This is a genomic window from Microlunatus parietis (genome assembly GCF_013407955.1).
Lineage (GTDB): Bacteria > Actinomycetota > Actinomycetes > Propionibacteriales > Propionibacteriaceae > Microlunatus > Microlunatus parietis.
In genome coordinates this window covers 391,688-413,050 of record NZ_JACCBU010000001.1, presented here as the reverse complement: position 1 = coordinate 413,050, position 21,363 = coordinate 391,688, and the positions used below count along the sequence as shown (strand labels likewise).

The 21,363-nt window shown below is 70.0% G+C and carries 20 protein-coding genes, 1 pseudogene and 1 other annotated feature; of the genes and pseudogenes, 12 read left to right on the top strand and 9 right to left on the bottom strand.

Annotated features, from left to right (window positions below):
• Window positions 1-28 precede the first annotated feature (28 nt).
• A complete protein-coding gene (locus BKA15_RS02030) occupies window positions 29-2,731 on the top strand; it encodes an alpha/beta fold hydrolase (RefSeq protein ID WP_179747862.1) in 2,703 nt (900 codons plus the stop codon).
• On the opposite strand, the gene BKA15_RS02025 is transcribed toward BKA15_RS02030, so the two are convergent.
• On the bottom strand, window positions 2,692-3,384 hold the full coding sequence (locus tag BKA15_RS02025; RefSeq protein ID WP_179747861.1) for a response regulator: 693 nt from the start codon (window positions 3,382-3,384) through the stop codon (window positions 2,692-2,694). The two genes, BKA15_RS02030 and BKA15_RS02025, sit on opposite strands and share 40 nt — an antisense overlap.
• Window positions 3,381-4,616 (bottom strand): sensor histidine kinase, encoded by a 1,236-nt coding sequence (locus BKA15_RS02020; RefSeq protein ID WP_218871021.1) that lies wholly within the window; start codon window positions 4,614-4,616, stop codon window positions 3,381-3,383. The genes BKA15_RS02025 and BKA15_RS02020 overlap by 4 nt, the downstream gene beginning before the upstream one ends.
• 141 nt (window positions 4,617-4,757) lie before the next feature.
• Between BKA15_RS02020 and BKA15_RS02015 the strand changes: the two genes are divergently transcribed.
• The 6 genes and pseudogenes from BKA15_RS02015 to BKA15_RS01990 form a co-directional block, all read left to right on the top strand.
• Complete coding sequence (locus BKA15_RS02015) at window positions 4,758-5,660, top strand: esterase/lipase family protein (RefSeq protein WP_179747860.1); 903 nt, start codon at window positions 4,758-4,760, stop codon at window positions 5,658-5,660.
• An 86-nt stretch (window positions 5,661-5,746) separates the two neighbouring features.
• A complete protein-coding gene (gene aroC / locus BKA15_RS02010) occupies window positions 5,747-6,943 on the top strand; it encodes a chorismate synthase (RefSeq protein WP_179747859.1) in 1,197 nt (398 codons plus the stop codon).
• Window positions 6,943-7,488 carry a shikimate kinase gene (locus BKA15_RS02005; protein WP_179747858.1) on the top strand — a complete coding sequence of 182 codons (546 nt, stop codon included), beginning with the start codon at window positions 6,943-6,945 and terminating at the stop codon, window positions 7,486-7,488. The genes aroC and BKA15_RS02005 overlap by 1 nt, the downstream gene beginning before the upstream one ends.
• A gap of 13 nt (window positions 7,489-7,501) precedes the next feature.
• Window positions 7,502-8,590 (top strand): 3-dehydroquinate synthase, encoded by a 1,089-nt coding sequence (gene aroB, locus BKA15_RS02000; protein ID WP_179747857.1) that lies wholly within the window; start codon window positions 7,502-7,504, stop codon window positions 8,588-8,590.
• A 9-nt stretch (window positions 8,591-8,599) separates the two neighbouring features.
• A complete protein-coding gene (locus BKA15_RS01995) occupies window positions 8,600-8,803 on the top strand; it encodes a nuclear transport factor 2 family protein (protein ID WP_281385186.1) in 204 nt (67 codons plus the stop codon).
• Window positions 8,804-8,873: 70 nt separating this feature from the next.
• A pseudogene (locus BKA15_RS01990) lies at window positions 8,874-9,049 on the top strand (IS5-like element ISMt1 family transposase); the annotation flags it as partial.
• Window positions 9,050-9,089: 40 nt separating this feature from the next.
• Here BKA15_RS01990 and BKA15_RS01985 read toward each other — a convergent pair.
• A protein-coding gene (locus BKA15_RS01985; protein WP_179747855.1) for an IS3 family transposase occupies window positions 9,090-10,333 on the bottom strand; the annotation gives its coding sequence in 2 pieces (ribosomal slippage) (window positions 9,090-10,045 and window positions 10,045-10,333; 1,245 coding nt in all).
• Window positions 9,918-10,046: a sequence feature (AL1L pseudoknot), on the bottom strand. It overlaps the preceding gene by 129 nt.
• Before the next feature lie 292 nt (window positions 10,334-10,625).
• On the opposite strand from BKA15_RS01985, the gene BKA15_RS01975 reads away from it, so the two are divergent.
• The 3 genes from BKA15_RS01975 to BKA15_RS01965 all read left to right on the top strand — a co-directional run bounded on the left by BKA15_RS01975 (window position 10,626) and on the right by BKA15_RS01965 (window position 13,639).
• On the top strand, window positions 10,626-12,086 hold the full coding sequence (locus tag BKA15_RS01975) for an HNH endonuclease signature motif containing protein (protein WP_179747854.1): 1,461 nt from the start codon (window positions 10,626-10,628) through the stop codon (window positions 12,084-12,086).
• A 57-nt stretch (window positions 12,087-12,143) separates the two neighbouring features.
• Window positions 12,144-12,890: a class I SAM-dependent methyltransferase gene (locus BKA15_RS01970; RefSeq protein WP_179747853.1), complete on the top strand. Its 747-nt coding sequence runs from the start codon at window positions 12,144-12,146 to the stop codon at window positions 12,888-12,890.
• A gap of 65 nt (window positions 12,891-12,955) precedes the next feature.
• The gene (locus BKA15_RS01965; RefSeq protein ID WP_179747852.1) at window positions 12,956-13,639 is read left to right on the top strand and encodes an HAD family hydrolase; all 684 of its coding nucleotides are present in this window, start codon (window positions 12,956-12,958) and stop codon (window positions 13,637-13,639) included.
• Between the two features lie 199 nt (window positions 13,640-13,838).
• On the opposite strand, the gene BKA15_RS01960 is transcribed toward BKA15_RS01965, so the two are convergent.
• Genes BKA15_RS01960 through BKA15_RS01945 form a run of 4 tightly spaced genes read right to left on the bottom strand, consistent with a single transcriptional unit; the run spans window position 13,839 to window position 17,412 of the window.
• The gene (locus BKA15_RS01960; protein ID WP_179747851.1) at window positions 13,839-15,398 is read right to left on the bottom strand and encodes an alpha-amylase family protein; all 1,560 of its coding nucleotides are present in this window, start codon (window positions 15,396-15,398) and stop codon (window positions 13,839-13,841) included.
• 28 nt (window positions 15,399-15,426) lie between these two features.
• Window positions 15,427-16,041 (bottom strand): GrpB family protein, encoded by a 615-nt coding sequence (locus tag BKA15_RS01955; RefSeq protein WP_179747850.1) that lies wholly within the window; start codon window positions 16,039-16,041, stop codon window positions 15,427-15,429.
• A gap of 13 nt (window positions 16,042-16,054) precedes the next feature.
• Window positions 16,055-16,837 (bottom strand): class I SAM-dependent methyltransferase, encoded by a 783-nt coding sequence (locus BKA15_RS01950; RefSeq protein WP_179747849.1) that lies wholly within the window; start codon window positions 16,835-16,837, stop codon window positions 16,055-16,057.
• Window positions 16,838-16,851: 14 nt separating this feature from the next.
• Window positions 16,852-17,412 carry a GNAT family N-acetyltransferase gene (locus tag BKA15_RS01945; RefSeq protein WP_179758173.1) on the bottom strand — a complete coding sequence of 187 codons (561 nt, stop codon included), beginning with the start codon at window positions 17,410-17,412 and terminating at the stop codon, window positions 16,852-16,854.
• A gap of 112 nt (window positions 17,413-17,524) precedes the next feature.
• On the opposite strand from BKA15_RS01945, the gene efp reads away from it, so the two are divergent.
• On the top strand, window positions 17,525-18,058 hold the full coding sequence (gene efp / locus BKA15_RS01940) for an elongation factor P (protein ID WP_218871729.1): 534 nt from the start codon (window positions 17,525-17,527) through the stop codon (window positions 18,056-18,058).
• Window positions 18,059-18,066: 8 nt separating this feature from the next.
• A complete protein-coding gene (nusB, locus tag BKA15_RS01935) occupies window positions 18,067-18,480 on the top strand; it encodes a transcription antitermination factor NusB (RefSeq protein ID WP_179747847.1) in 414 nt (137 codons plus the stop codon).
• A 10-nt stretch (window positions 18,481-18,490) separates the two neighbouring features.
• Here the strand turns inward: nusB and BKA15_RS01930 are convergent, their stop codons facing one another.
• On the bottom strand, window positions 18,491-20,695 hold the full coding sequence (locus BKA15_RS01930; protein WP_246322241.1) for an MDR family MFS transporter: 2,205 nt from the start codon (window positions 20,693-20,695) through the stop codon (window positions 18,491-18,493).
• Window positions 20,696-20,740: 45 nt separating this feature from the next.
• On the bottom strand, window positions 20,741-21,331 hold the full coding sequence (locus BKA15_RS01925; protein ID WP_179747846.1) for a MarR family winged helix-turn-helix transcriptional regulator: 591 nt from the start codon (window positions 21,329-21,331) through the stop codon (window positions 20,741-20,743).
• Window positions 21,332-21,363 lie beyond the last annotated feature (32 nt).

Genomic DNA, 21,363 nt, shown 5'->3' with positions numbered 1-21,363 from the left:
GTTGGTGACTGGTCGGCGATTATGGGGCATGCGTTTCGGGGTATTGGGGCCGGTGGCGGCCTGGACCGACGACGGCGCGGCGGTGCGCATTCCGGACCGGAAGGTCCGCGCGCTGCTCGCCGATCTGCTGCTGCACGCGGGCCGGCCGGTGGCGGCGGCGACCCTGATCGACGACCTCTGGGGCGATGCGCTGCCGGTCAACCCGACGTCGACGCTGCAGACCCGGGTCTCCCAGCTGCGGCGGGCCCTGGAGAACGCCGAGCCGGGCGCTCGCGAACTGATCCGGACCGCGCCGCCGGGCTATCTGATCTCGGTGCCGGCCGAGGCCGTCGACGCCGGCCGGTTCCGGGCGTTGGCGACCCGGGCCCGGCAGACCGGCAGCGTACGGATGCGGGCGGCGACCCTGGCCGACGCGCTGACGCTGTGGCGCGGACCCGCCTACGCCGACTATGCGCAGGAGGCGTTCACCCGGGCCGCGATCGACCGGCTGGACGAGGAACGGCTGGCCGTCCAGGAGGCCTACGCCGAAGCCCGGCTGGAACTCGGCGAGCATGATCACCTGGTCGCGGAGCTCGCCGAACTGGTCGCCGCCCATCCGCTCCGGCAACGGCTGCGGGCCGTGCAATTGCGGGCGCTGGCCAGGGCCGGCCGGCAGGCCGAGGCGCTGCAGAGTTATGCCGACCTCCGGCACCGCCTGGCCGACGAACTCGGCCTCGACCCGAGCCCCGACCTGGCCGAGCTGCAGCAGCGGATCCTCAGCGACGACCCGTCCCTCGGCCCGCAGCCGGACCTCGCGCCGGCCGGCAACCTGCCCGCCCCGGTGACCGACCTGATCGGCCGGGACACCGACCTGGACCAGCTGACCGACCGGCTCGCCGGGACCAGACTGATCACGCTCACCGGACCCGGCGGCGTCGGCAAGACCAGTCTCGCGCTGGCCGTCGCGCGACGCCACGGTGGCGACGCCTGGCTGGTCGAGCTGGCCGATCTGGAGCCCGGCGCCGACCCGGACCGGCTGGCCGAGGCGGTCGCGGCCGCGGCGGCGGAACGCGGGCCGGACGCGCTGCTCGTACTCGACAACTGCGAACACGTGATCGACGCCGCCGCCGAACTGGCGACCCGGCTGCTCGCCGACGAGGCCGGCCTGCGGATCCTGGCCACCAGCCGCGAGGCTCTCGGCGTCGCGGGGGAGCAGCGCTGGCCGGTCCAGCCGCTGCCGCTGCCCGACCCGGGCACCGAGGCGGCCGACAGCGCGGCGGTCCGGCTGTTCACCGCGCGGGCGGCGGCGGCCGATCCGGGCTTCCGGCTCGGCCCCGACAACCTGACCGCGGTGGTCGACCTGTGCCGCCGGCTGGACGGGCTGCCGCTGGCGCTCGAGTTGGCGGCGAGCCGGGTCGCCGCGCTCGACGTCCGCGATCTTGCGGTGCGGCTCGACGACCGTCGCCGGCAGCGCGGCCGGCCGGACCGGCAGCAGACCCTGACCGCGATCGTCGAGTGGAGCTGGGAACTGCTCAGTACGCCGGAACGAGCGGTGCTGCGCCGGCTCGCCCCGCACCCGGGCGGCTGCACCCTGGCCGCGGCCGAGGCGGTCTGTGCCGGTGACGTGGTGCCGGTCGCCGACGTCGCCGAACTGCTCGGCCGGCTGGTCGACCGCTCCCTGGTGGTACGGATCGACGGCAGTTCCGGGTCCCGCTACCGGCTGCTGGAACTGGTCCGCACCTTCGCCACCGAACGGCTCGTCGCGGCCGGCGAGGCGGACGATGTCCGGCGCCGCTACGACCGCTACTTCGCCGGGCTGGCCCGGCGCACCGAGCCCAGGCTGTACGGGCACAGCGAGTTGTTCGCCTACCTCGGCGGCCTCTATACCGACCGGCCCGGCCGTCGCCACGAACCCGGCCGCCGCCACGAGACCGTCAGGTCCGCCGACGGCACCGGCATCGCCGCTGAGGTGTACGGCAGCGGCCCGGCGATCGTCCTGGTCGGCGGTGCGCTGAACGACCGGCGCACGTTCCGCCCGCTGGCCGAGCACCTGGCCGGCCGGTTCACCATGATCACCTACGACCGGCGCGGCCGCGGCGACAGCGGCGATCCCGGCACCGACGGCCCGGCGGTGGTGGGCCGGGAGATCGAGGACCTGGCCGCGGTGGTCGAACTGGCCGGCGGCTCGGCGTACGCGCTCGGGGTCTCGTCCGGCGCCGTGCTGGCCGCCGAGGCCGCCGCCCGCGGCGTGCCGATCGAGGGACTGCTGCTGATCGAGCCGCCGTTCATCCTCGACCCGAGCCGGCCGCCGATGCCGCCGGACTTCGCCGACCGGCTGCGCGACCTGGTCGCCCGCGGTCGGCCGGGCGACGCGGTGGAGGCATTCCTGGTCACCGCGGTCGAGATGCCGGCCGAGGTGGTCGCGCCGATGCGCAACGCTCCGCTCTGGCCGGAGTTGGAGGCGGTCGCGCCGACGCTGCCGTACGACCTCGAGGTGATGGGCGACTTCGGCCTGCCGGCGCACTGGGCCGGCGCGATCACCGTACCGACGCTGGTCATCGACGGTGAGCAGAGCCGCTCCTGGCGCCGCACGACCGCCCAGGTCGTGGCCGACCTGCTGCCGCGGGGGCGCCGGCTGACCATGGCCGGCCAGCCGCACGACGTCGAACCGGCCGTGCTCGGCCCGATCATCGAGGAGTTCCTCGACGGGGCTCAGGCACCGGAATCGAGTCGCCACCAGTCGGTCACCTGAGCCGCGCCGGGCCAGAACTCCAGCAGGTCACCGGGCGCGAGACCGAGCGCGTGTTCGAGTTCGCTCGGGGTGAGGGCGCGCAGCGAGTCCGACAACGACCGGGACAGGTCGAGCCAGTAGCCGCGCAGCGTCGACTCGCTGACGTACAGATCCTTCGCCAGTTGGGCGTACGTCAGCCCGCGCGCCCGGCCGTGCAACAGCTGCCGTTGCCGCTCGCTGAGCAGCGTGATGCAGTTGCGCCGGACCAGCACCTCGAGGATCCCGATCACCGGCTGCGGGACGACGGTGCCGCCGGCCGCGACCTCCAGGATGAGCTGCTCGGCCCGGGCGGTCGGCAACGCCTTGGATACGACCCCGGCGGCCCCGGCCGCGATACAGGCGGCGAGCACGAACCGGCGCTCCTCCTGGCTGTAGACGCAGACCCGGTAGCGGCCGGTCAGCGCCCGGATCGCGGCGACGCCCTGCCGGACGTCGGGCTGCTGCTCGAGGTTGGCCAGATGCAGATCGAGCAGAACCAGGTCGGCCTCCGGGGCGAGCCGCAGCAGCTCCTCGACGTTGGCCAGGGCGGCGACCACCTCCAGACCGGGCATCAGCAGGCCGACCGACTCCCGGATCAGCGAGGCGTCGTCGACGACGGCCAGCCGCGGCCTCATCCGGGCGCTCCCGCGGGATCGTGCTGCTGGGCGTTGCCGGTCGGGCTGGTTCCGGACGAGATCGTCACCGTCGTCCCGGCGCCGCTGGCCGAGTCGATCGAGACGTCGAGCCCGCGCCGCCGCAGCTCGCCCAGGACGACGTCGCGGAGGCCGATGCCCTCGGCGGCCGAGGCCGGGTCGAAGCCGACGCCGTCGTCCCGCACGGTCAGCCGCCAGCTTCCGTCGGTGCCCTGGTCGAGGTGGACGACGACGCCGTCGGCGCGGGCATGCTGCCGTACGTTGAGCAACAGGCTGTCCAGCGCGCGTTCGAGGGCCTCGGCCTGCTCCGCTGGGAGCTCCAGGCCGGTGCCGAGGTCGAGCAGGGCGTCGACGTTGAGATCGGCGTACCGGTCACACACCTTGGTGATCATGGCAGCAAGCCGGACCGTCGAGCCGGCGCCCTCGACCCGGTCCGGCTCGGCCGGACCGCGGCCGCGCAGGTAGGCCCGCATCCGCCGCAGCTCCACCTCCGCCTGGTCGATCAGCCGGCGCCGGGAGTCGTCGGTGCCGGGCTCGGTGAGCAGCCGCATCAGGGCGACGCCGTTGTGCATCGTCAGCCGGGCCCGGCGCTCCTCCTCGCGCCGGGCCAGCTCGGCGGCACGGGCCCGGGACGCGTCGGCGTCGGAGGCGATCCGCCGGGTGAAGCCGAAGAACATGCGCGCGATCAGGGCGTACACGACGAAGGTCAGCACGTTGCCGACGGCGTTGAAGGTCTGGTCGCCGCCGAGCTCGCTGCCGAGATAGACGACGTAGCAGACGATCACGCCGACCAGCCCGCCCACCCAGACGCTGCGCTGGCGGACGCCGCTTTCGGTGTAGATGACCGACAGCGCGTTGGCCGACTGGTAGGTCACCCAGGTGCCCAGCCGGTCACCGGGCGCCAGCACCAGGGGCCCGAGCAGCAACTGACCACAGGCCAGCGCGAAGTCGATCACGGCACCGACGGTGCCGAGCGGACGGCGCCGGACCAGGGTCAGCACGCTCACCGTGACGGCGGCTCCGGCGGCGGCCAGCCAGCAGAGCAGATAGGCGGTGCCGTTCGGGGAGGTCGCGACGCCGAGGTGGACCGAGGGGACCATCTGAGCCACCGTGCCGAGCCGGATCCCGGCGATGAAGTACGAGAACGCCCGCTCGATGCCTGCTCGGGTGGTGGGCAGTTCCGCGACCCGCCACAGCCCGCTCCGACCGCTCATCGTTCCTCTCGGCGTCGCCAACGACGGGCCGCTCAGTTTCGCGGATTCGTTGGGTCACAGGGCGTCCACAGAACGCGAGGATCAGGGTACTTCGACCGATCGGGTCGGAGCCACCACTCAGGGATCCGAGAGGAGACGTCGATGCGACGAGTGCTGACCCTGCTCGCCACGCTGGCGATGATCGCCGGGCTGGGCCTGGCCACGGCGGCGCCGGCCGAGGCGGCGGCCAGGAAGCCGCCCCGCGGCAACACGAAGAACAATCCGGTGATCTTCGTGCACGGCTACGCGCCGTCCGGCAAGACCGACTGCGAGAGCACGTGGCGCAACGCCAAACAGCATTTCCGGAACAAGGGCTGGACCGGATCGCTGCTGACGTTCGGTTACTACCGCGGGGACGAACACTGCACGTTCCATTACAAGGGCAGCCGCGACACCTCGATCCACACGGTCGGTCGCAAACTGGCCTGGTACATCTACGACCACTACACCAGCAAGAACAAGAAGGTTGATCTGGTCGGACACTCGATGGGCGGTCTGGTGATCCGGTCCGCGCTGCTGAACGTGCAGCGGAACGCCAAGGGCTGGCCGTCACGCCTCTACGTCGAGGACGTGATCACTCTCGCCACTCCGCACAAGGGCACCCATGTCGCCAAGGCCTGCATCGCCTACCGGCAGTGCCAGCAGCTGAATCCGGGCAGCAGCTTCTTCCGACAGGTCGAGGTGCTCGGCAAGGGGACCGGTGGCCGCCCGAAGCTGCCCGGCGCGGAGATGGGCGCGCGTTGGACGGTGATGTCCTCGTTCGAGGACGACACGGTCTCGGAGGGCGGAGGCGTCGAGGTGGATGCACACCACCGGATCCAGTACAACGCCGCCCGCTGCGCTGGCGACAAGAAGCGCCTCGAGCACTCGCACTTCCCGCGCAAGGTCGCTGGCGCCTTCTGTCTGCGGATCTATACCCGAGGCGCCGGCTGGACCAGTTGGTTCAAGAAGACGTCCGCGGTGGATCGGGCCTACCAAGCTGCCTACCTGCACGCCAGCAGGTAGCCGCCGACGTGGTGTCCGGGTACGGTGACGCCGCCGTGCCCGGACAGCGCGGAGCGGCCTCGTACGTTCGTGAAAGACTGACGTTCATGCTCCGTTGGCTCACCGCCGGTGAATCTCACGGCCCCGCTCTGGTGGCCACCCTGGAAGGACTTCCGGCCCATGTCCGGGTCACCTCTGACGACATCGCGCAGGCCCTGGCCCGGCGCCGGCTCGGCTATGGCCGCGGCGCCCGGATGAAGTTCGAGGCGGACGCGGTGACGATCCTCGGCGGTGTCCGGCACGGCGAGTCGCAGGGCGGGCCGGTCGCGATCCAGGTCGGCAACACCGAGTGGCCGAAGTGGGAGGACGTGATGTCGGCCGATCCGGTCGACCCGGCCGTGCTGGAGGGGCGGGCCCGCAACGCGCCGCTGACCCGGCCGCGGCCCGGGCACGCCGACCTGGCCGGCATGCAGAAGTACGACTTCGACGAGGCCCGGCCGATCCTGGAGCGGGCCAGCGCCCGCGAGACCGCGGCCCGGGTCGCGATCGGCCGGGTCGCGCAGAACTTCCTCGAGCAGGCGTACGGGATCACGATCCTCAGCCACGTCGTCGAGCTCGGCACCGTCAAGGCGCCGTACGGGCTGCTGCCCAAGATCGGCGACCTGGCCGCGATCGACGAGAACCCGGTCCGCTGCTTCGACGCCGACACCACCGAGGCGATGGTCGCCGAGGTCGACGCCGCCCAGTCCGACGGCGACACGCTCGGCGGTGTGGTCGAGGTGCTGGCCTGGGGCCTGCCGCCCGGCCTCGGCTCCCACGTCCACGGCGACCGCCGGCTGGACGCCCAGCTGGCCGGCGCGCTGATGGGGATCCAGGCGATCAAGGGTGTCGAGGTCGGCGACGGCTTCGAGCTGGCCCGGACCCGGGGCAGCGCGGCGCACGACGAGATCGTGCCCGGCCCGCACGGCCCGACCCGGGCCAGCCACCGGGCCGGCGGCACCGAGGGCGGGATGAGCACCGGCGAGGTGCTCCGGGTCAAGGCCGCGATGAAGCCGATCTCCACGGTGCCTCGGGCGTTGCGGACGATTGACGTCCGGACCGGCGAGGAGGCCGTCGCGCACCACCAGCGGTCCGACGTCTGCGCGGTGCCGGCGGCCGGCGTGGTGGCCGAGGCCATGGTCGCCCTGGTCGTCGCGAACGCCGCGCTGGAGAAGTTCGGCGGCGACTCGGTGGGGGAGACGCACCGCAACTACGAGGCGTACCTGAAGGCGATCGCCGACCGCGGGCTCGGGGTGAGCGGCTGATGCCGCCCGAGACCGTGACCGCCGAGGGCGGGGCCGCCGCTGCGCCGACGACGCCGGCGATCGTCGTGATCGGCGCGCCCGGTTCCGGCAAGTCGACCGTCGGGGCGCTGCTGGCGGACCGGCTCAGCCTGCCGTTCCTGGACGTGGACACCGTGATCGAGGAACGGGCCGGCAAGCCGATCGCCGAGATCTTCGCCGACGACGGCGAGCCGGTGTTCCGGGAGCTGGAGGCCGCGGTCACGCTGGAGCTGCTGGACCGGCAGGGCGTGCTGTCGCTCGGCGGCGGTGCCGTCACGTCGGTACGGATTCGGGAGGCGCTGGCCGGGCACCGGGTGATCTGGCTCCGGGTCACCGCCGGCACCGCGGCCCGGCGGGTCGGCCTCAACACCGCCCGGCCGCTGCTGCTCGGCAACGTGCACGGCACCCTGGTCAAACTGCTGGCCGAACGCCAGCCGCTCTATGCCGCGGTGGCCACCGAGGCCCTGGACACCGACGAGCTCGATCCGGCCGCCGTTGTCGATCAGTTGATCAAGGAACCGTCATGATCAAGGAACGGGCATGATCACCGAGATCGGGGTGGCCGCCGAGCAGCCGTACCAGGTGCTGGTCGGGCACGGCCTGCTGGACCGGGTGCCGCCGCTGCTGACCGGGGCGACCCGGGTGGCCGTCCTGCATCCGCCGGCCCTGATCGGCGCCGCCGAACGGCTGGGAAAGGTGATCACCGACGCGGGCTGCGAGGTGACCCGGATCGACGTCGGGACCGGCGAATCCTCGAAGACCGTCGAGATCGCGGCGATGTGCTGGTCCGTGCTCGGCAACGCCGGCTTCACCCGGTCCGACGTGATCATCGGACTCGGCGGCGGTGCGACCACGGACCTGGCCGGCTTCGTCGCCGCGACCTGGCTGCGCGGGGTCGGCCTGATCACCGTACCGACGACGGTGCTGGGCATGGTCGACGCCGCGGTCGGCGGCAAGACCGGCATCAACACGGCCGAAGGAAAGAACCTGGTCGGCGCGTTCTGGGAGCCGCGCGGCGTGGTCTGTGATCTTGACCTGCTGGCCGGCCTGCCCCGGGCCGAGGTGATCAGCGGCCTCGCCGAGGTGATCAAGTGCGGCTTCATCGCCGACCCGGTGATCTTGGAACGGATCGAGGTCGACCCGGCCGCCGCCCGCGAGCTCGGCTCGCCGGTGCTGCGGGAGGTGATCGAGCGGTCCATCGAGGTGAAGGCGAAGGTGGTCTCGGCCGATCTGCGCGAGTCCACCTCGGTCGGGGACAAGGTGGGTCGCGAACTGGTCAACTACGGGCACACGCTCGGCCACGCCATCGAGCGCCGGGAGCACTACCGGTGGCGGCACGGCGAGGCGATCAGCATCGGCATGGTGTTCGTCGCCGAACTGTCCTGCCGGGCCGGCTACCTGGACGCCAAGACCGCGGCCCGGCACCGCGCCGTGCTCGGTGCCGTCGGCCTGCCGACCAGCTACGCCGCCGACGCGTACGACGACCTGCTGGCCACCATGGCCGTGGACAAGAAGACCCGCGGCGGCACGCTCCGCTTCGTGATCTTGGAATCCCTGGCCAAGGCCCGGATCCTGGCCGGCCCGGACCCGGAGCTGCTGCGAGAGGCGTACCGAGCGATCGCCAGCTGACCGCGAGCTTTGATCTTTCCGGACCGTACGATCACGTCGCGCACGATGATCATCGACGGCGACGCCGCCGCGCTCGTCTACACCTACCGGGGGACGAGCGCTGGCATCCTTCCCGACCTGCTGCCCGCCAGGGGCGAGGAGTTCCTGCTCGAGGTGTGCGGCGTTCTGCGGTTCCGCGACGGGAAGCTGGCCAGCCAGGTCGACTACTGCTAGGGAGTGTCTCCAAAATCGCGCCTACCGCGCCCAGCTGGGGCGCCACGGCCAGGGCGGTGTCCGGCTGTAGCTGCTTGCCGACAAGGCCTACACCCACCCCTCGACCCGCCGGGCGTTACGGACACGTCGGATCTCACACACCCCGAACGCATCGATCAGACCCAGACCCGAGCAGCCAAAGGCCGTGCCGGTGGCCGGCCGCCGCAGTTCTCACCGCACCGCTACAAGCAGCGCAACGCCGTCGAGTGAATCGCCCCGGGTTTTCCGGACGCTTCGGGTTGTGTCTCTACCCGGTCGGGCTGAGACGGTTTCTTGCAGCGTAGTACGCGGTTTCGACCTCGATGGGTGTGAGGTCGTCGATGGCTTCGTGGGTGCGTTCGTGGTTGAACCAGTGGACCCAGTGCAAGGTCTCGATCTCGACATGATCAACATCGCGCCAAGGCCCGCAGCGTCGGATCATTTCGGTCTTGTAGAGACCGATCTGGGACTCGGCCAGGGCGTTGTCGTAGGCATCGCCCACCGAGCCGACGGAGGGGTCGACGCCGGCCTCGATCAGCCTGCTGGTGAAGGCGAACGAGGTGTATTGGGAGCCGGCGTCGGTGTGGTGGACCAGGCCGGTCAGGTCGGTGATCCCGGTCTGGCGGCGGGTCCACAGCGCGTGTTCGAGGGTGTCCAGGACGAGTTTCGTGGTCATCGTGGTGGCGGCCCGCCAGCCGACGATCAGCCGGGAGAACACGTCGATGATGAACGCGACGTAGACGGTGCCGGCCCAGGTCGCGACGTAGGTGAAATCGGCGACCCAGAGCCGGTTCGGCGCCGGCGCGGTGAAGTCCCGGTCGACCAGATCGGCCGATCGCGCGTGCTGCGAATCCGGCGTGGTGGTGCGGACTTGTTTGCCCCTCAGCGCGCCCTGCCAGCCATTGCGTGCCATCACGCGCTCGACCGTGCACCGGGCCACGTCGTGACCCTGCCGGCGCAGATACAGCCACAGCTTCCGAGCACCGAACCCGTCGACGAACCGCTGCTGCCGGGCGGTCTTGATCAACTCGACGATCTCGGTGTCTCGTAACGCCCGCCGAGATGGCGGCCGGTTACGGGCCTCGTAGTAGGTGGACGGGGCGATCTTGATCCCGTGCTCGGTCAGCACGCGACAGATCGGCTCGACCCCGAACCGATCCCGGTGTTCGTCGATGAACACGGTCAGTACCTGGGTGGGCGGTCGAGCTCCGCCGCGAAGAAAGCCGACGCGCTCTTGAGGATCTCGTTCGCTCGGCGCAACTCGGCGTTCTCCTTCTTCAACGCCTTGATCTCAGCGATTTCCTCGCTGGTCTTCCCCGGCCGCTGACCATGATCAACTTCGGCCCGACGGACCCACTTCCTGACGGTCTCGGCCGACCCGATCCCGAGCTGGTCCGCGATCGTGCGGATCGCTTCGAACTCGGACGGGTAAGCGCCGCGCTCCAGCGCCTCAGCGACCAGCCGGACCGCACGCTCCCGCACCTCGCGGGGATACTTCGACGGACGTGCCATGACTTCATCCTCCAACTAATGAAGCCTCCGGACACCCCGGGGCGGTTCAGAGCGCGGTTTCAACCGGCTCAAGCAATGGCGAGGCAGCCCGACCCGCGTCGACAAATACGCGATCACGTTCCTGGGCAGGGTAACCCTGGCAGCATCCTCACCTACCGACGATGATCTTGGCGACACGCCCTAGGGAGTCGGCCAAGCCGAGTCGTCGTTGCCCCCCGTCCGGAACCTTGTATTCCCTTGGATACAAGGGAAATCTCTTGCATTCGAACACCAGTTCGGATAGAATCTGATCATGACGACGACCACCCTGGACACCGCGACGCCCGTCGGTGCCGCAGTCCAGGGTGCCCGCATGGCCGTGGCTGCATTGGTGGCGGCGGTGCGGCAGGGTGGGCTTGATCATCACGACCCGGCTGGGCTGATCGAGCTGATCGAGCTGCTCGCTGAGCTCGAATTGGTGCGGAACCAGCTGCTCGCCGTCGATGCGGACTTGATCGCGGCGTGCCGAGATGCCGGGGTGCCCGAGCGGGAATGTCAACGCTCCATGATCAAGGTGCTGGAACGACGTTTCCTGCTCGGACCACAAGAAGCCGCCCGGCGAGTGCGGGCGGCCGAAGCGGCCGGGCCGCGTAGGTCGATGACCGGCCTGCCACTCCCGCGGTGGCGGCCCGCGGTGGGTGCGGCGATGGCGGTCGGGGCGATCACCGGCGAGCAGACCGTGATCGTCACCAAGACGTTGGACCACCTCGAGGCGGCGAAGGTCGCCCCCACGAAGGTCGCCGAGGTCGAGACCGAACTGGTCGGGCACTGCTCCCGGTTCGGGCCACAGGAATTGCGGCGGCTGAGCCAGCGCTACCTCGATGCACTCGACCCCGACGGCACCGAACCCGACGAACAACTCCACCAGGACCGCCGCTTCTTCCGGCTGCGTTCCACCCCCTCGGGGGCGATGACCGGCGAGTTCCGGCTCACCCCAGAAACGGCCGTCAAGGTCCGGGCCGTCCTGGAACCCCTCGCGCACCCGCGGCTGGACGCGGCCGCCGGTGGGGGTGCGGTCGACCTGCGCAGCCACGAACAGCGCCTGCACGATGCGGTCGATGAGGTGTTCACGCGAATGCTGCGCACTGAGGACCTTCCCGGGTCCGGCGGGACGCCGGCCGCGTTGATGATCACGATCGACGCCGACACCCTTCTCGCCGCGCTCCGCCCCGGCACTCGCGGCACCTGGCAACCCCGCCCAACGCGTACAGCCTCCTCCGACGAGCAGGGCCCCGAACCTCCGACCTATCGGCGGGCCCGGTCCGGGCAGGGCACCGCCAACGACGGCACCGTCCTCTCCGTCGCCGAAATCATGCGGCTCGCCGGAGAGGCCGAGCTCTACCCGATCGCCCTCACCAGCCACGGGATCCCGCTCGAACTGGGCCGGACCCGCCGGATCGCGACCAAGCACCAGACCGTCGCGCTGATCGCCCGCGACGGTGGCTGCTCGTTCCCGGGCTGCGACCGGGCACCGGCGTGGTGTGAACGCCACCACGTCAGGCCCTGGGCCCACGGCGGTGAAACCGTGCTCGGCAACCTCACCCTGTTGTGCCTCTACCACCACCGCAACTTCCTCGACCGCGGCTGGCAGGTCAGGATCAACACCGACGGCCTTCCCGAGTGGATCCCACCCCAATACCTTGATCGTGATCAGAAACCCTTGATCAACAACCGGATCCTCGCCAGGATTCGACAACGCCCCCTGCTCACCTAGGGCGATTCAGGCAGCCCACCAGGGTTTACGGATCCCAAGTCGGTAGCCTCGAATCTCGTGACGAGCAACGACGCCTGGAAGCGACTGCTGGACGATTACGAGGCTGGGCGAGCGAAGCCAGACTCATTGGACCGACTTCTGGAGTGGGATGCTCAATGCCAGCTGATCGGCGACCTGCGCGGCAGGTCTGTCCTTGATGTGGGCTGTGGCAACGGTTCGAAAGCTGTTGAGATGGCCGTCAGCGGCGCCAGCAGTGTGATCGGCATCGATGTCGCCGGCCAGTTCGTCACACCGCCCGACGGTCTCGACGTGCATCTGCACCAAGGAGACCTCTCCGAGTTGGACTCCCATCCTGCGTTGATCGGGCGGCGGTTCGACGTCATCACGGTGTTGATGGCCCTCGGCTACGCCCGAGATGTCAATGCCACGCTGAAGGCGATTCGCGGCCTGCTCCAGCCCGGCGGTTGTCTCGTGATTGCACGAGCTCATCCGATCCGGTTCGCGGTCGAACGAGCAGAGCAGCAGGGCATCCCGTTGGGTGAGGCCTACCACCAGTCCACGCCTGTCACCTACCGCGCGGGCTGGAACGACGAAGTCACTCTGACCCACCGAGCTGAAACCTTCGCCACCATGATCAACGATCTTGTTGGCGCTGGGTTCTACGTCGACGAAATCCTCGAACCCCAACTCAGCCAGGAAGCGCGAGAACGTTACCCACACAAGCAAGCCTGGCTGTCTCGATACGTTGGGGTCATCCTGCTGCGCGCACGCCTGCTGGACGAATGCCGTGCCCCGGCTAGGTGAGCCGGCTCGAGAGCTGTGATCTCGCCCAGGCGAGGGGAGTCGGATCGGTGACACATCGTGGTGCGGTGGTCTTCGACTTGTTCGAGACGCTCGTGACCGAGTTCGATCCGGAGTGGAAGCCCGGTCCTTCGCCGGCTTCTCGTCTCGGTGTTTCGGACGAGGTCTTCGATCATGTTTGGCAATCGCGCCACAGTGAGCGCATGACCCGGGTGGTGGACTTCCGTGACGTGTTGCGAGAGATCTGTGCGACCGCAGCACGGGAGGCCGACGCGGCAGTGATCCAGGCGCTCTACTCGGAACGGTTAGCGGCCAAAGCAAAGCCGTTCCTCTCCGTCGACGGTCGAGTTCTGGAAGCCCTCAACGGACTCCGTGCGAGAGGGTTGAAGTTGGGTTTGGTCAGTAACTGCTCCGTCGAGGAGGTTGCCGCCTGGGCGACCAGTCCGCTGGCACCACTGTTTGACTGCGTGGTCTTCTCCTATCAGGCTGGCGTAGCGAAGCCGGCCGCGGCGATCTTTCAGATCGCCCTGGATGAACTGGAGTTGCCGCCGGGTCGAGTTGCCTTCGTTGGTGATGGCGGAAGCGACGAACTTGCTGGTGCAGCCCGGGTCGGCATGTCGCCACACTGCGCGATGTGGTTCCTCAATCAATGGCCCGTCGGGTTGCGGGAACGCCGAGCGGAGCGCCGGCTGGGCTTTCCGGCCCTATCGAGTCCGGCGGATCTACCAACGGTCGTCGGCGACGGGAGTTGACGACCCGGGCGGCGGCACCACGTGACCGTCGGCTTCGGTCCGCTCGTCGTACGGCACCGGGATGGCACGGCGCCAGAAGCCGTCGCCAGAACTCACCCAACGAGTTGACCGCCGCCCTCTCGGCCACCTGCTCGCGGGCCGTGCCGCGACCCTGACGATCCTGCTCGATGGACCTGCGCAGCCCTGGAGTGATTGACGCCTACCAGCGATAGATCAGGCCCGCATCGCCGTCTCGCCATTGTTCGGGATGACCGGTCGCCAGCCAGTCCAGCGGTTCGATGCCGCCGGGGGAGCCGCCATCGAGGGCGAGCCGGATCGCGGCGCTGAGGTCGCGATCGACCTCCTCGGTACGGGACCGAGGATCGACCGAGACGAAGAGGGCCGTGCCGGACCGGGCGACCAGATCGAGGAACTGCCGGTTCTTCTCCCACGGGGTCTGCGGTGTTGCCGGCACGCAATCGGCGTCCAGGGTGAAGAATCGCCCGTGCTGGGCCAGCCGGAAGGCGAGCGTGTTGACGCCCATCTGCCGGGTCCGGTCCCACTCCCGGCCGGAGGTGTCGTCGCCGGTCCGCTGAGCGTCGACCAGCCCGGCCGCGAGGTGGCCGACGACGTTGCAGCCGAGCACGGTCGCGGAGCCGGCCGCCTCCCGGATCGCGGTGTAGAAGCGGACCAGCAGCTCGGCATTGGTCAGCGACCGGTCGGCGAAGGACCAGCCGCCGTCGGTCAGCTCCAACCCCAGCTCGGGTCCCCAACGGGCGAACACGTCGAAGGTCGAGAAGTCGTGCTTGAGGAACGTGAAGCCCCAGTCGACCAGCCGGGCCACGTCGGCGCGGACCAGGTCGATCACCTCGGGCCGGCTCAGATCGAGCGGCTGCTCGGGCACCGGCCGCGGTCCCGGGCGGAGCAGTACGGGATCGGACACCGTCGTCAGGGCCGCCGGACGGAACCAGATGCCCGGCTCGGCGCCCTCCGCGCGGATCGCCGCGGCGAGCCCGGGCAGGTCGTCGAACAGCCCGGGGATGCCGTGCGTCCACGGGCCGCCCGGTGCGCCCCCGCCCTCGGTCCAACCGGCATCGACGACCCCGTACGGCCGCACCGGATGACCGTCGGCCAACTCGACGACCGTACGGGCGTCGGCGATCACGTTCTCGGGCCCGAAGTCCTTGCCGTACGCGTAGTACCAGTTGTTGGCGCCGACCAGCGGCCCGCGGGCCGGGATCGGGTCGTCGCACAGCGCGGCACAGAGCCGCTGGTGCACCAGCCAGGGCGACTCGCCCGGCTCGCCGGTGACCTGGACGATCTTGGCGGCCTCGAGCTCGCGATCACCGAGCAGCACGGGCGCGCCGCCGTTGCGGACGTTCAGGTGCAGAGTCAGGTCCCCGTCGCTGACCTGCCAGGAGCAGAACGCGCCCGGACGGACCCGGACGCCGACACCGATCGTCGCGTCGCCGGTCCGGGCCAGGAAATACCAGGGCAGGATGCCGGTCGGGACCGGCCGCCAGGCCTGGTCGCCGTACGTCCGTTCCCAGGCGTCGCCCAGCACCAGCGTGTCCGGCGGCAGCGGGAACGGCCAGCGCAACACCAGTCGGCTGACCTCGCCGGCCGACCGCAGCCGGACCGTGAGCGCGCCCTTTTCATGATCAAGTTCGACCCGTTCGGATCCCGAGCCGAAGCCGGCTCCGGCCGGGGTCAGCGGACTCGGCTCCCACCGGTCCGTCGCGATCAGGACGTCAACGGGCTGCTCCAACGCCGGCACCATCGCAGCACCCTATCCGGGCTCGCCCGAGCTAGGGCCGAGGCCGCGGATCGTGCCCGTGAGCCGAATCCGTGATGAAGGCTCGCTCGTAGATGTCGTAGACCACGGCAGACTTCAGGTCGTTGTACCGCGAAGCACCCACCCCCTCTGCGGCGGCGCGCTTCGCCGCGGCGTAGCGATCCCGATCGGCCGGGTGTGCGCGTAGCCAGGCGGCGAACAGGGCATGGCGCTGAGGCTCCACCGCGCCGGGACTCCACACATGAAGATTGGCGTTGGGCGCGCCGAAGGTCAGCTGCCGATGAGCATCGCCGCCGATGTCGTCGCGAAAGATCAACCGGAACCCGACCGCTTCCAGGCGCGCCAGGTAGGCGAGTTCGTCGACGGCGTCGGGAACGGTCAGATCGATGTCGATCACCGGCTTGGCCAGCAGTCCGGCCACCGCGGTCGAGCCGACATGGCTGATTTCCAAGACCTGGTCCGGGATCGCGTCCTTGATCAGCAGCCGCAGGGCGGCGTACTCCGTCGCCCAACGATCTTGGTGCTCCTGCAACGGACCGGGCTGGACCTGCCGCTGGGCGATCCGCTCGGCTTGCCGAACGGCATTGGCCGCCGAGGAGTACGGTCGCCAGAGCGGATGGGTCGCCATATCGAACCGTCGGCTATCGCACCCGGTCGGCCGAGGCGATGAGAGCGAGTGACGGCAGTTTCAGGACGCCGCTCCGGTCTGTGGCCGTGATCTCTGCGTAGGCGGCCCGCATCCGTTCCCGGCCCGCGGCGTCCTGACTGCAGAAGGTCTGGCCGATACCGGCGATTCCTGCCTCTACCGCGGACCAGAGAGCGTCGGGCCGGATCTCGAATGTCCATCGCAGTTCCCGGCAATCGACGTGCTCGAAGCCGGCCTCGGCCAGGAGGCCACCGAAGCCTTCCGCCGTGCGTTCGAAGTCGAGTTCGGGTGGGAGCCGAGACCCCGATCGAGGGGAGATCGCCGCTTGCGCCATGACCTGGTCCCAGAGCCGATTCAGCGGTCCGGGCTGTGAGGTCCAGATCGTGGCGACAAAGCGCCCACCGGAACGGACAGCTCGAAACAGTTCCCTCGTGGCGCTGCGCGGGTCCGGTACGTGATTGATCACGAAGTTGGCCGTGATCACATCGAAGGTCTGGTCCCGGCACGGCAGGCTCTGGATCGCGGCGCGGCCGAAGCCGATCCCAGGGTGACGGCGCAAGGCCAGGGCGATCATCGAACGATCGCTGTCCAATCCCAATACCGTGTAGCCGCGGTCTCGGGCGGCTGCCGCCACCGTGCCAGGACCCGTTCCGATGTCCAGCAGCCGTCGACCCGGGTCACCCGGCCCGCTGCGACGGAGAATGTCGCCCACCGTGCCGGCGCAGAGACGCGCGAAGGATCTCTCGTAGGCGGCTGCGCTGTTCTCCCAGGCACGCATCCCGCGCCTGGCCGTCAGGCGGGCCGTGGATCGGTGGCCAGGACTGACATGATCAACTCGTCGTGCCACTCGCCGTCCCAGTAGAGGGCGTCGCGGTGCCGGCCCTCCAGGACGAAGCCGAGCTTGGCGTAGGAGGCCTGGGCGCGCGGATTGAACGCGTACACGCCGAGGCTGATCCGGTGCAGCCCGAGCACCCCCAGGCCGAAGTTGATCACCGCGCGGCCGGCCTCGGTGCCGTAGCCCTGGCCGTAGAAAGTGCTGCCGTACAAGGAGATCCGGTAGTTCATCGACTGGTTGTCGACGTCCAGGTCGTTCAGCACGACCTCACCGATCACCTTCTCGTCGTCGGTCCGGACGATCGCCCAGTCGGCCCGGTCCGGGGCGCCGGGCAGCTTGGCCAGCCAGTCCCGGATCTGATCTTCGGTGAACCTGGCGTGCGTCCCGGTGAGCTTGCGGCCCTCGTCGTCGTCATCGAGCCCGACGTTCGCCGCCTCGAAGTGGTCCGGCCCGAGCTGGGTCAACCGCAGTCGCTCGGTCCGCAGCTCTGGTTGCCGAGCCAAGAGTTGGGTACGCATCACGCGGCAAGGCTAGACTGACCCACTGCCCGGTCGCACCCGGGTTTGCCCCCTTTACTCGTGAGAACAAGAAGGAACGCGCGTGGTCTCAACCAACGACCTGAAGAACGGCATGGTGCTCGACCTGGACGGCCAGCTCTGGACCGTGCTGTGGTTCCAGCATCACAAACCCGGCAAGGGCAACACCGTGGTGCGCAGCAAGCTGAAGAACGTCCTCTCCGGCAAGATCGTCGACAAGACGTTCAACTCCGACACCAAGGTGGACACGGCGACGGTCGACCGGCGGGACATGCAGTACCTGTACCACGACGGTGCGGGCTTCGTGTTCATGGACCTCAGCACGTACGAGCAGCTGTCGATCCCCGACGCCGTCGTCGGCGATGCGAAGAACTACCTGCTCGAGGAGCAGACCGCCACGGTCGCGATCCACGAGGGCAACCCGCTCTACATCGACCTGCCCGCCTCGGTCGAGCTGGAGATCACCTACACCGAGCCGGGCCTGCAGGGCGACCGCAGCACCGGCGGCACCAAGCCGGCCACGCTGGAGACCGGCCTGCAGGTGCAGGTGCCGCTGTTCGTCACCAACGGCGAGAAGGTCAAGGTGGACACCCGTACGGGCGAGTACCTCGGCCGGGTCGGCAGCTGATCGCCTCCATGTCCGCACGCAGCAAGGCCCGGAAACGCGCGCTCGACATCCTGTTCGAGTCGGAGTTGCGTGCCCGGGATCCGCTGGAGACCCTGGCCGAGCGGACCGCGGACGCGGATCCGCCGGTCCGCGACTACACCCGGGAACTGATCGAGGGCGTGGTCGCGCACGCGAGCAAGATCGACGAGCGGATCGCCGGCGCGCTGGCCGGCGGCTGGAGCCTGCAGCGGATGCCGCGGGTCGACCGCAACACGGTCCGGCTGGCGGTGCTGGAGATCGACTACCTGGACGTGCCCGACTCGGTCGCCGTGTCCGAGGCGCTGACCCTGGTGGGCGATCTGTCCACCGACGATTCGCCCGCCTACGTCAACGGCCTGCTCGGCAAGATCGTCGCCACCAAGCCGGCCCCGACGCCGGACTGATGTGAGCGGATCAGCCCAACGGAGCGTCGCGTAGCCGGTCGCCGACGCCGTCGCGGAGTTTCTCCTCGACCTTGCGCAGCTGCTCGATCCGCCCTTCCAGGTCGGCCAGCTCCGTCTTCGCCTCGGTGAGCATCCGCTCGGCGTCCTGCTGGGCCTGCGTCGTGACCCGGTCCGCGGTCCGCTGGCTGTTCACCAGCAGCCCGTACTCGTACGACCGGAGCTCGTTGCCGCCGACGCCGTCGCGGCCGAGCGAGGCCGCCGGGTTCGGCTCGGCCAGGCTGTCCCGGACCGTGGCCAGCGCCTGGTGGAAGTCGCCGATCGCGGTGTCGATCCGGCCCTCCAGTTCGTCCAGTGCGTTCCGTACCTTCTCGACGGCCTCGTCGGAGGCCTTCGCCTGGTCCCGCGAACTCGCCTGAGCCGCGGCCAGCACGTCGAGGGCGGCGACCGAGATCCGTTCGGTCGGGTCGTCCAGCGCCTCGGGCAGGAACGGCGTTGCCGCCCCCGGTGCAGGCTTGGTCCGGGGTTCGTCGCCCGTCGCAGGTACGGCAGCGACGGGGACCGGCGCGACGCCGTTGGCCGCGGCGACCTGCTGGGCCGGCGCGACCTCAGCGACCTCGGCGGCGGCACCCTCGATCCGCGGGGCGGGACCGTCGGACTCCGCGGCGGCCGGCTGCTTGACCAGCTCGACCGTGGTCCGCAGCGGGACCTCGCGGACCAGGATGACCGCGATCAGCGCGACCACGGCGACGATCGCAGCGATCTGGAAGATGTGCCCGGTCGCGTCACCGTACGCGGCCCGGACGATCTCCAGCGCCGCCGGCGGCAGTCGGGAGAAGTCCAGGGTCAGGTTGGCGCCGCCGCCCGGCACCTGGATGCCGTGGCTGGCCAGGCCCGCGGTGACGTCGTCCTTCACCTGCGCGGCGAGTACGGCACCCAGAACCGACACGCCGATCGCGCCGCCGAGGGTCCGGAAGAAGGCGAGCGTGGCCGAGGCGGCCCCGATGTCGCGGACGTCGATGGTGTTCTGCACCGCGAGCACGATGTTCTGCATCATCGCGCCCATGCCGAGCCCCATCAGCGCCATGTAGACCCAGGTCTGCCAGTCCGGCGTCGTGTGGGTGATCGTGCCGAAGCCGGCCAGGCCGGCGACCAGCAGGACGCCGCCGCCGATCAGGAGACCCTTCCAGCGTCCGGTCCGGGTGATGATCTGGCCGGAGATCGTCGAGGAGATCAGCATCGCCACCATCAGCGGGATGATCATCAACCCGGCGTGCGTCGGCGTGTAGCCCTTGGCCAGCTGGAAATACTGGCCGAGGAAGGTGGCGCCGCCGAACATCCCGATACCGACCGCAGCACTGGCGATGATCATCAACGCAGCGGTCCGGTTGCTGAGCACCCGCAGCGGCACCAGCGGCTCCTTGACCCGCAGCTCGACGATGATCGCGACGGTGATCAGGATCGCGGTCCCGCCGAGGAAGGCCAGCGTCTCCCAGGACCACCAGGCGTACTCGGTGCCGGCGAACGTCACCCAGAGCAGCGGCAGGCTGGCCCCGACGGAGATCAACAGTGCGCCGGCGTAGTCGATCTTGACCGGCCGCCGCAGCGTCGGCACCCGCAGCGTCCGCTGCAGCACGATCAGGGAGATGATCGCCAGCGGTACGCAGACGAAGAAGCACCAGCGCCAGCCGAGCGCGCTGTCCACGATGAAGCCGCCGAGCAGCGGGCCGGAGACGGTGCTGACCGCCATCACGGCACCCATGTAGCCGGCGTAGCGACCGCGTTCCCGCGGCGCGATGATCGAGGCCATGATCGCCTGCACCAGCGCGGTCAGGCCGCCCATGCCGAGGCCCTGCAGGATCCGGAACCCGATCAGCCACGGCACCGTCGTCGCGAAGCCGGCGGCCACCGAGCCGATCACGAAGATCCCGATCGACAGCTGGATCAGCAGCTTCTTGTTGAACAGGTCGGACAGCTTGCCCCAGATCGGCGTACTCACCGTGGTCGCCAGCAGCGACGCGGTGATCACCCAGGTGTACTGGCGTTGGGTGCCGTTGAGATCACCGATGATCACCGGCAGTGCGGTCGCGACGATGTTGGAGGAGATCATCGCGGTGAACAGTGCGGCCAGCATCCCGGTCAGCGATTCCAGGATCCGGCGGTGGCTCATCGCCTGCGGCTGCGGCGTCCGTTGCTCGGCAACGGCGGTGGAGGACATGGGTGGAGAAGTTCCGTTCTGGTGAGGAGTTCGTCGGCCGGACGATCAGGCCGGCACGGTCTGGGCAGTGACGGGCGTCGGTGGCGCCGGGGCCGGGGGCGGCGGCTCGGCGCGTTCGGCCGGCGGTTGCAGGAGTTCGTCGGCGTGGGCCTGGATGGTGGCCTCGAGCCTTCGCATCAGCGTGGTCATGGTGGCGATGTCCTCCGCGGGCCAGTCCTCGAGCAGCCGCTCGATCCTGGCCTGGATCAGCTCGCGGCGGCGGGCCAGTCGGGCCCGGCCGGCCTCGGTCAGCGCCAGCCGGAACGAGCGGGCGTCGGCCGGGTCGAGGCGGCGCTCGATCTGGCCGTCGCGCTCCAGCGGCACCAGGGCCCGGGACACCACCGACGGCGCGATCTGAAGTTCCGCGGCCAGGTCGCCCGGCCGCCGATCACCGTCGGCGAGCAGCTTGATGATGCCGAACGGGGTGCCGCTGAAGCCCATCTCCTCGGTCTGCCGGTGGTTCAGCGCCCGCGCGGTGCGGATCAGTTGGCCGAGCGTCTCGAGCAGTTCGACGATCGGGGTCCGGTCCGGGACGGCCCGCTCCGGCGCTCCGGAGTCGGGCACGTCCGCCTCGGGGCGGGAAGGAGAACTGGACACGATGGCGGCTCCCGACAGGATCGTTACTTAGC

Coding starts and splice junctions, on each gene's coding strand:
- BKA15_RS02030 (WP_179747862.1), top strand. CDS start 29: ATGCGTTTCGGGGTATTGGGGCCGGTGGCGGCCTGGACCGACGACGGC.
- BKA15_RS02025 (WP_179747861.1), bottom strand. CDS start 3,384: ATGAGGCCGCGGCTGGCCGTCGTCGACGACGCCTCGCTGATCCGGGAG.
- BKA15_RS02020 (WP_218871021.1), bottom strand. CDS start 4,616: ATGAGCGGTCGGAGCGGGCTGTGGCGGGTCGCGGAACTGCCCACCACC.
- BKA15_RS02015 (WP_179747860.1), top strand. CDS start 4,758: ATGCGACGAGTGCTGACCCTGCTCGCCACGCTGGCGATGATCGCCGGG.
- aroC (WP_179747859.1), top strand. CDS start 5,747: ATGCTCCGTTGGCTCACCGCCGGTGAATCTCACGGCCCCGCTCTGGTG.
- BKA15_RS02005 (WP_179747858.1), top strand. CDS start 6,943: ATGCCGCCCGAGACCGTGACCGCCGAGGGCGGGGCCGCCGCTGCGCCG.
- aroB (WP_179747857.1), top strand. CDS start 7,502: ATGATCACCGAGATCGGGGTGGCCGCCGAGCAGCCGTACCAGGTGCTG.
- BKA15_RS01975 (WP_179747854.1), top strand. CDS start 10,626: ATGACGACGACCACCCTGGACACCGCGACGCCCGTCGGTGCCGCAGTC.
- BKA15_RS01960 (WP_179747851.1), bottom strand. CDS start 15,398: ATGGTGCCGGCGTTGGAGCAGCCCGTTGACGTCCTGATCGCGACGGAC.
- BKA15_RS01955 (WP_179747850.1), bottom strand. CDS start 16,041: ATGGCGACCCATCCGCTCTGGCGACCGTACTCCTCGGCGGCCAATGCC.
- BKA15_RS01950 (WP_179747849.1), bottom strand. CDS start 16,837: ATGCGTGCCTGGGAGAACAGCGCAGCCGCCTACGAGAGATCCTTCGCG.
- BKA15_RS01945 (WP_179758173.1), bottom strand. CDS start 17,412: ATGCGTACCCAACTCTTGGCTCGGCAACCAGAGCTGCGGACCGAGCGA.
- efp (WP_218871729.1), top strand. CDS start 17,525: ATGGTGCTCGACCTGGACGGCCAGCTCTGGACCGTGCTGTGGTTCCAG.
- nusB (WP_179747847.1), top strand. CDS start 18,067: ATGTCCGCACGCAGCAAGGCCCGGAAACGCGCGCTCGACATCCTGTTC.
- BKA15_RS01930 (WP_246322241.1), bottom strand. CDS start 20,695: ATGTCCTCCACCGCCGTTGCCGAGCAACGGACGCCGCAGCCGCAGGCG.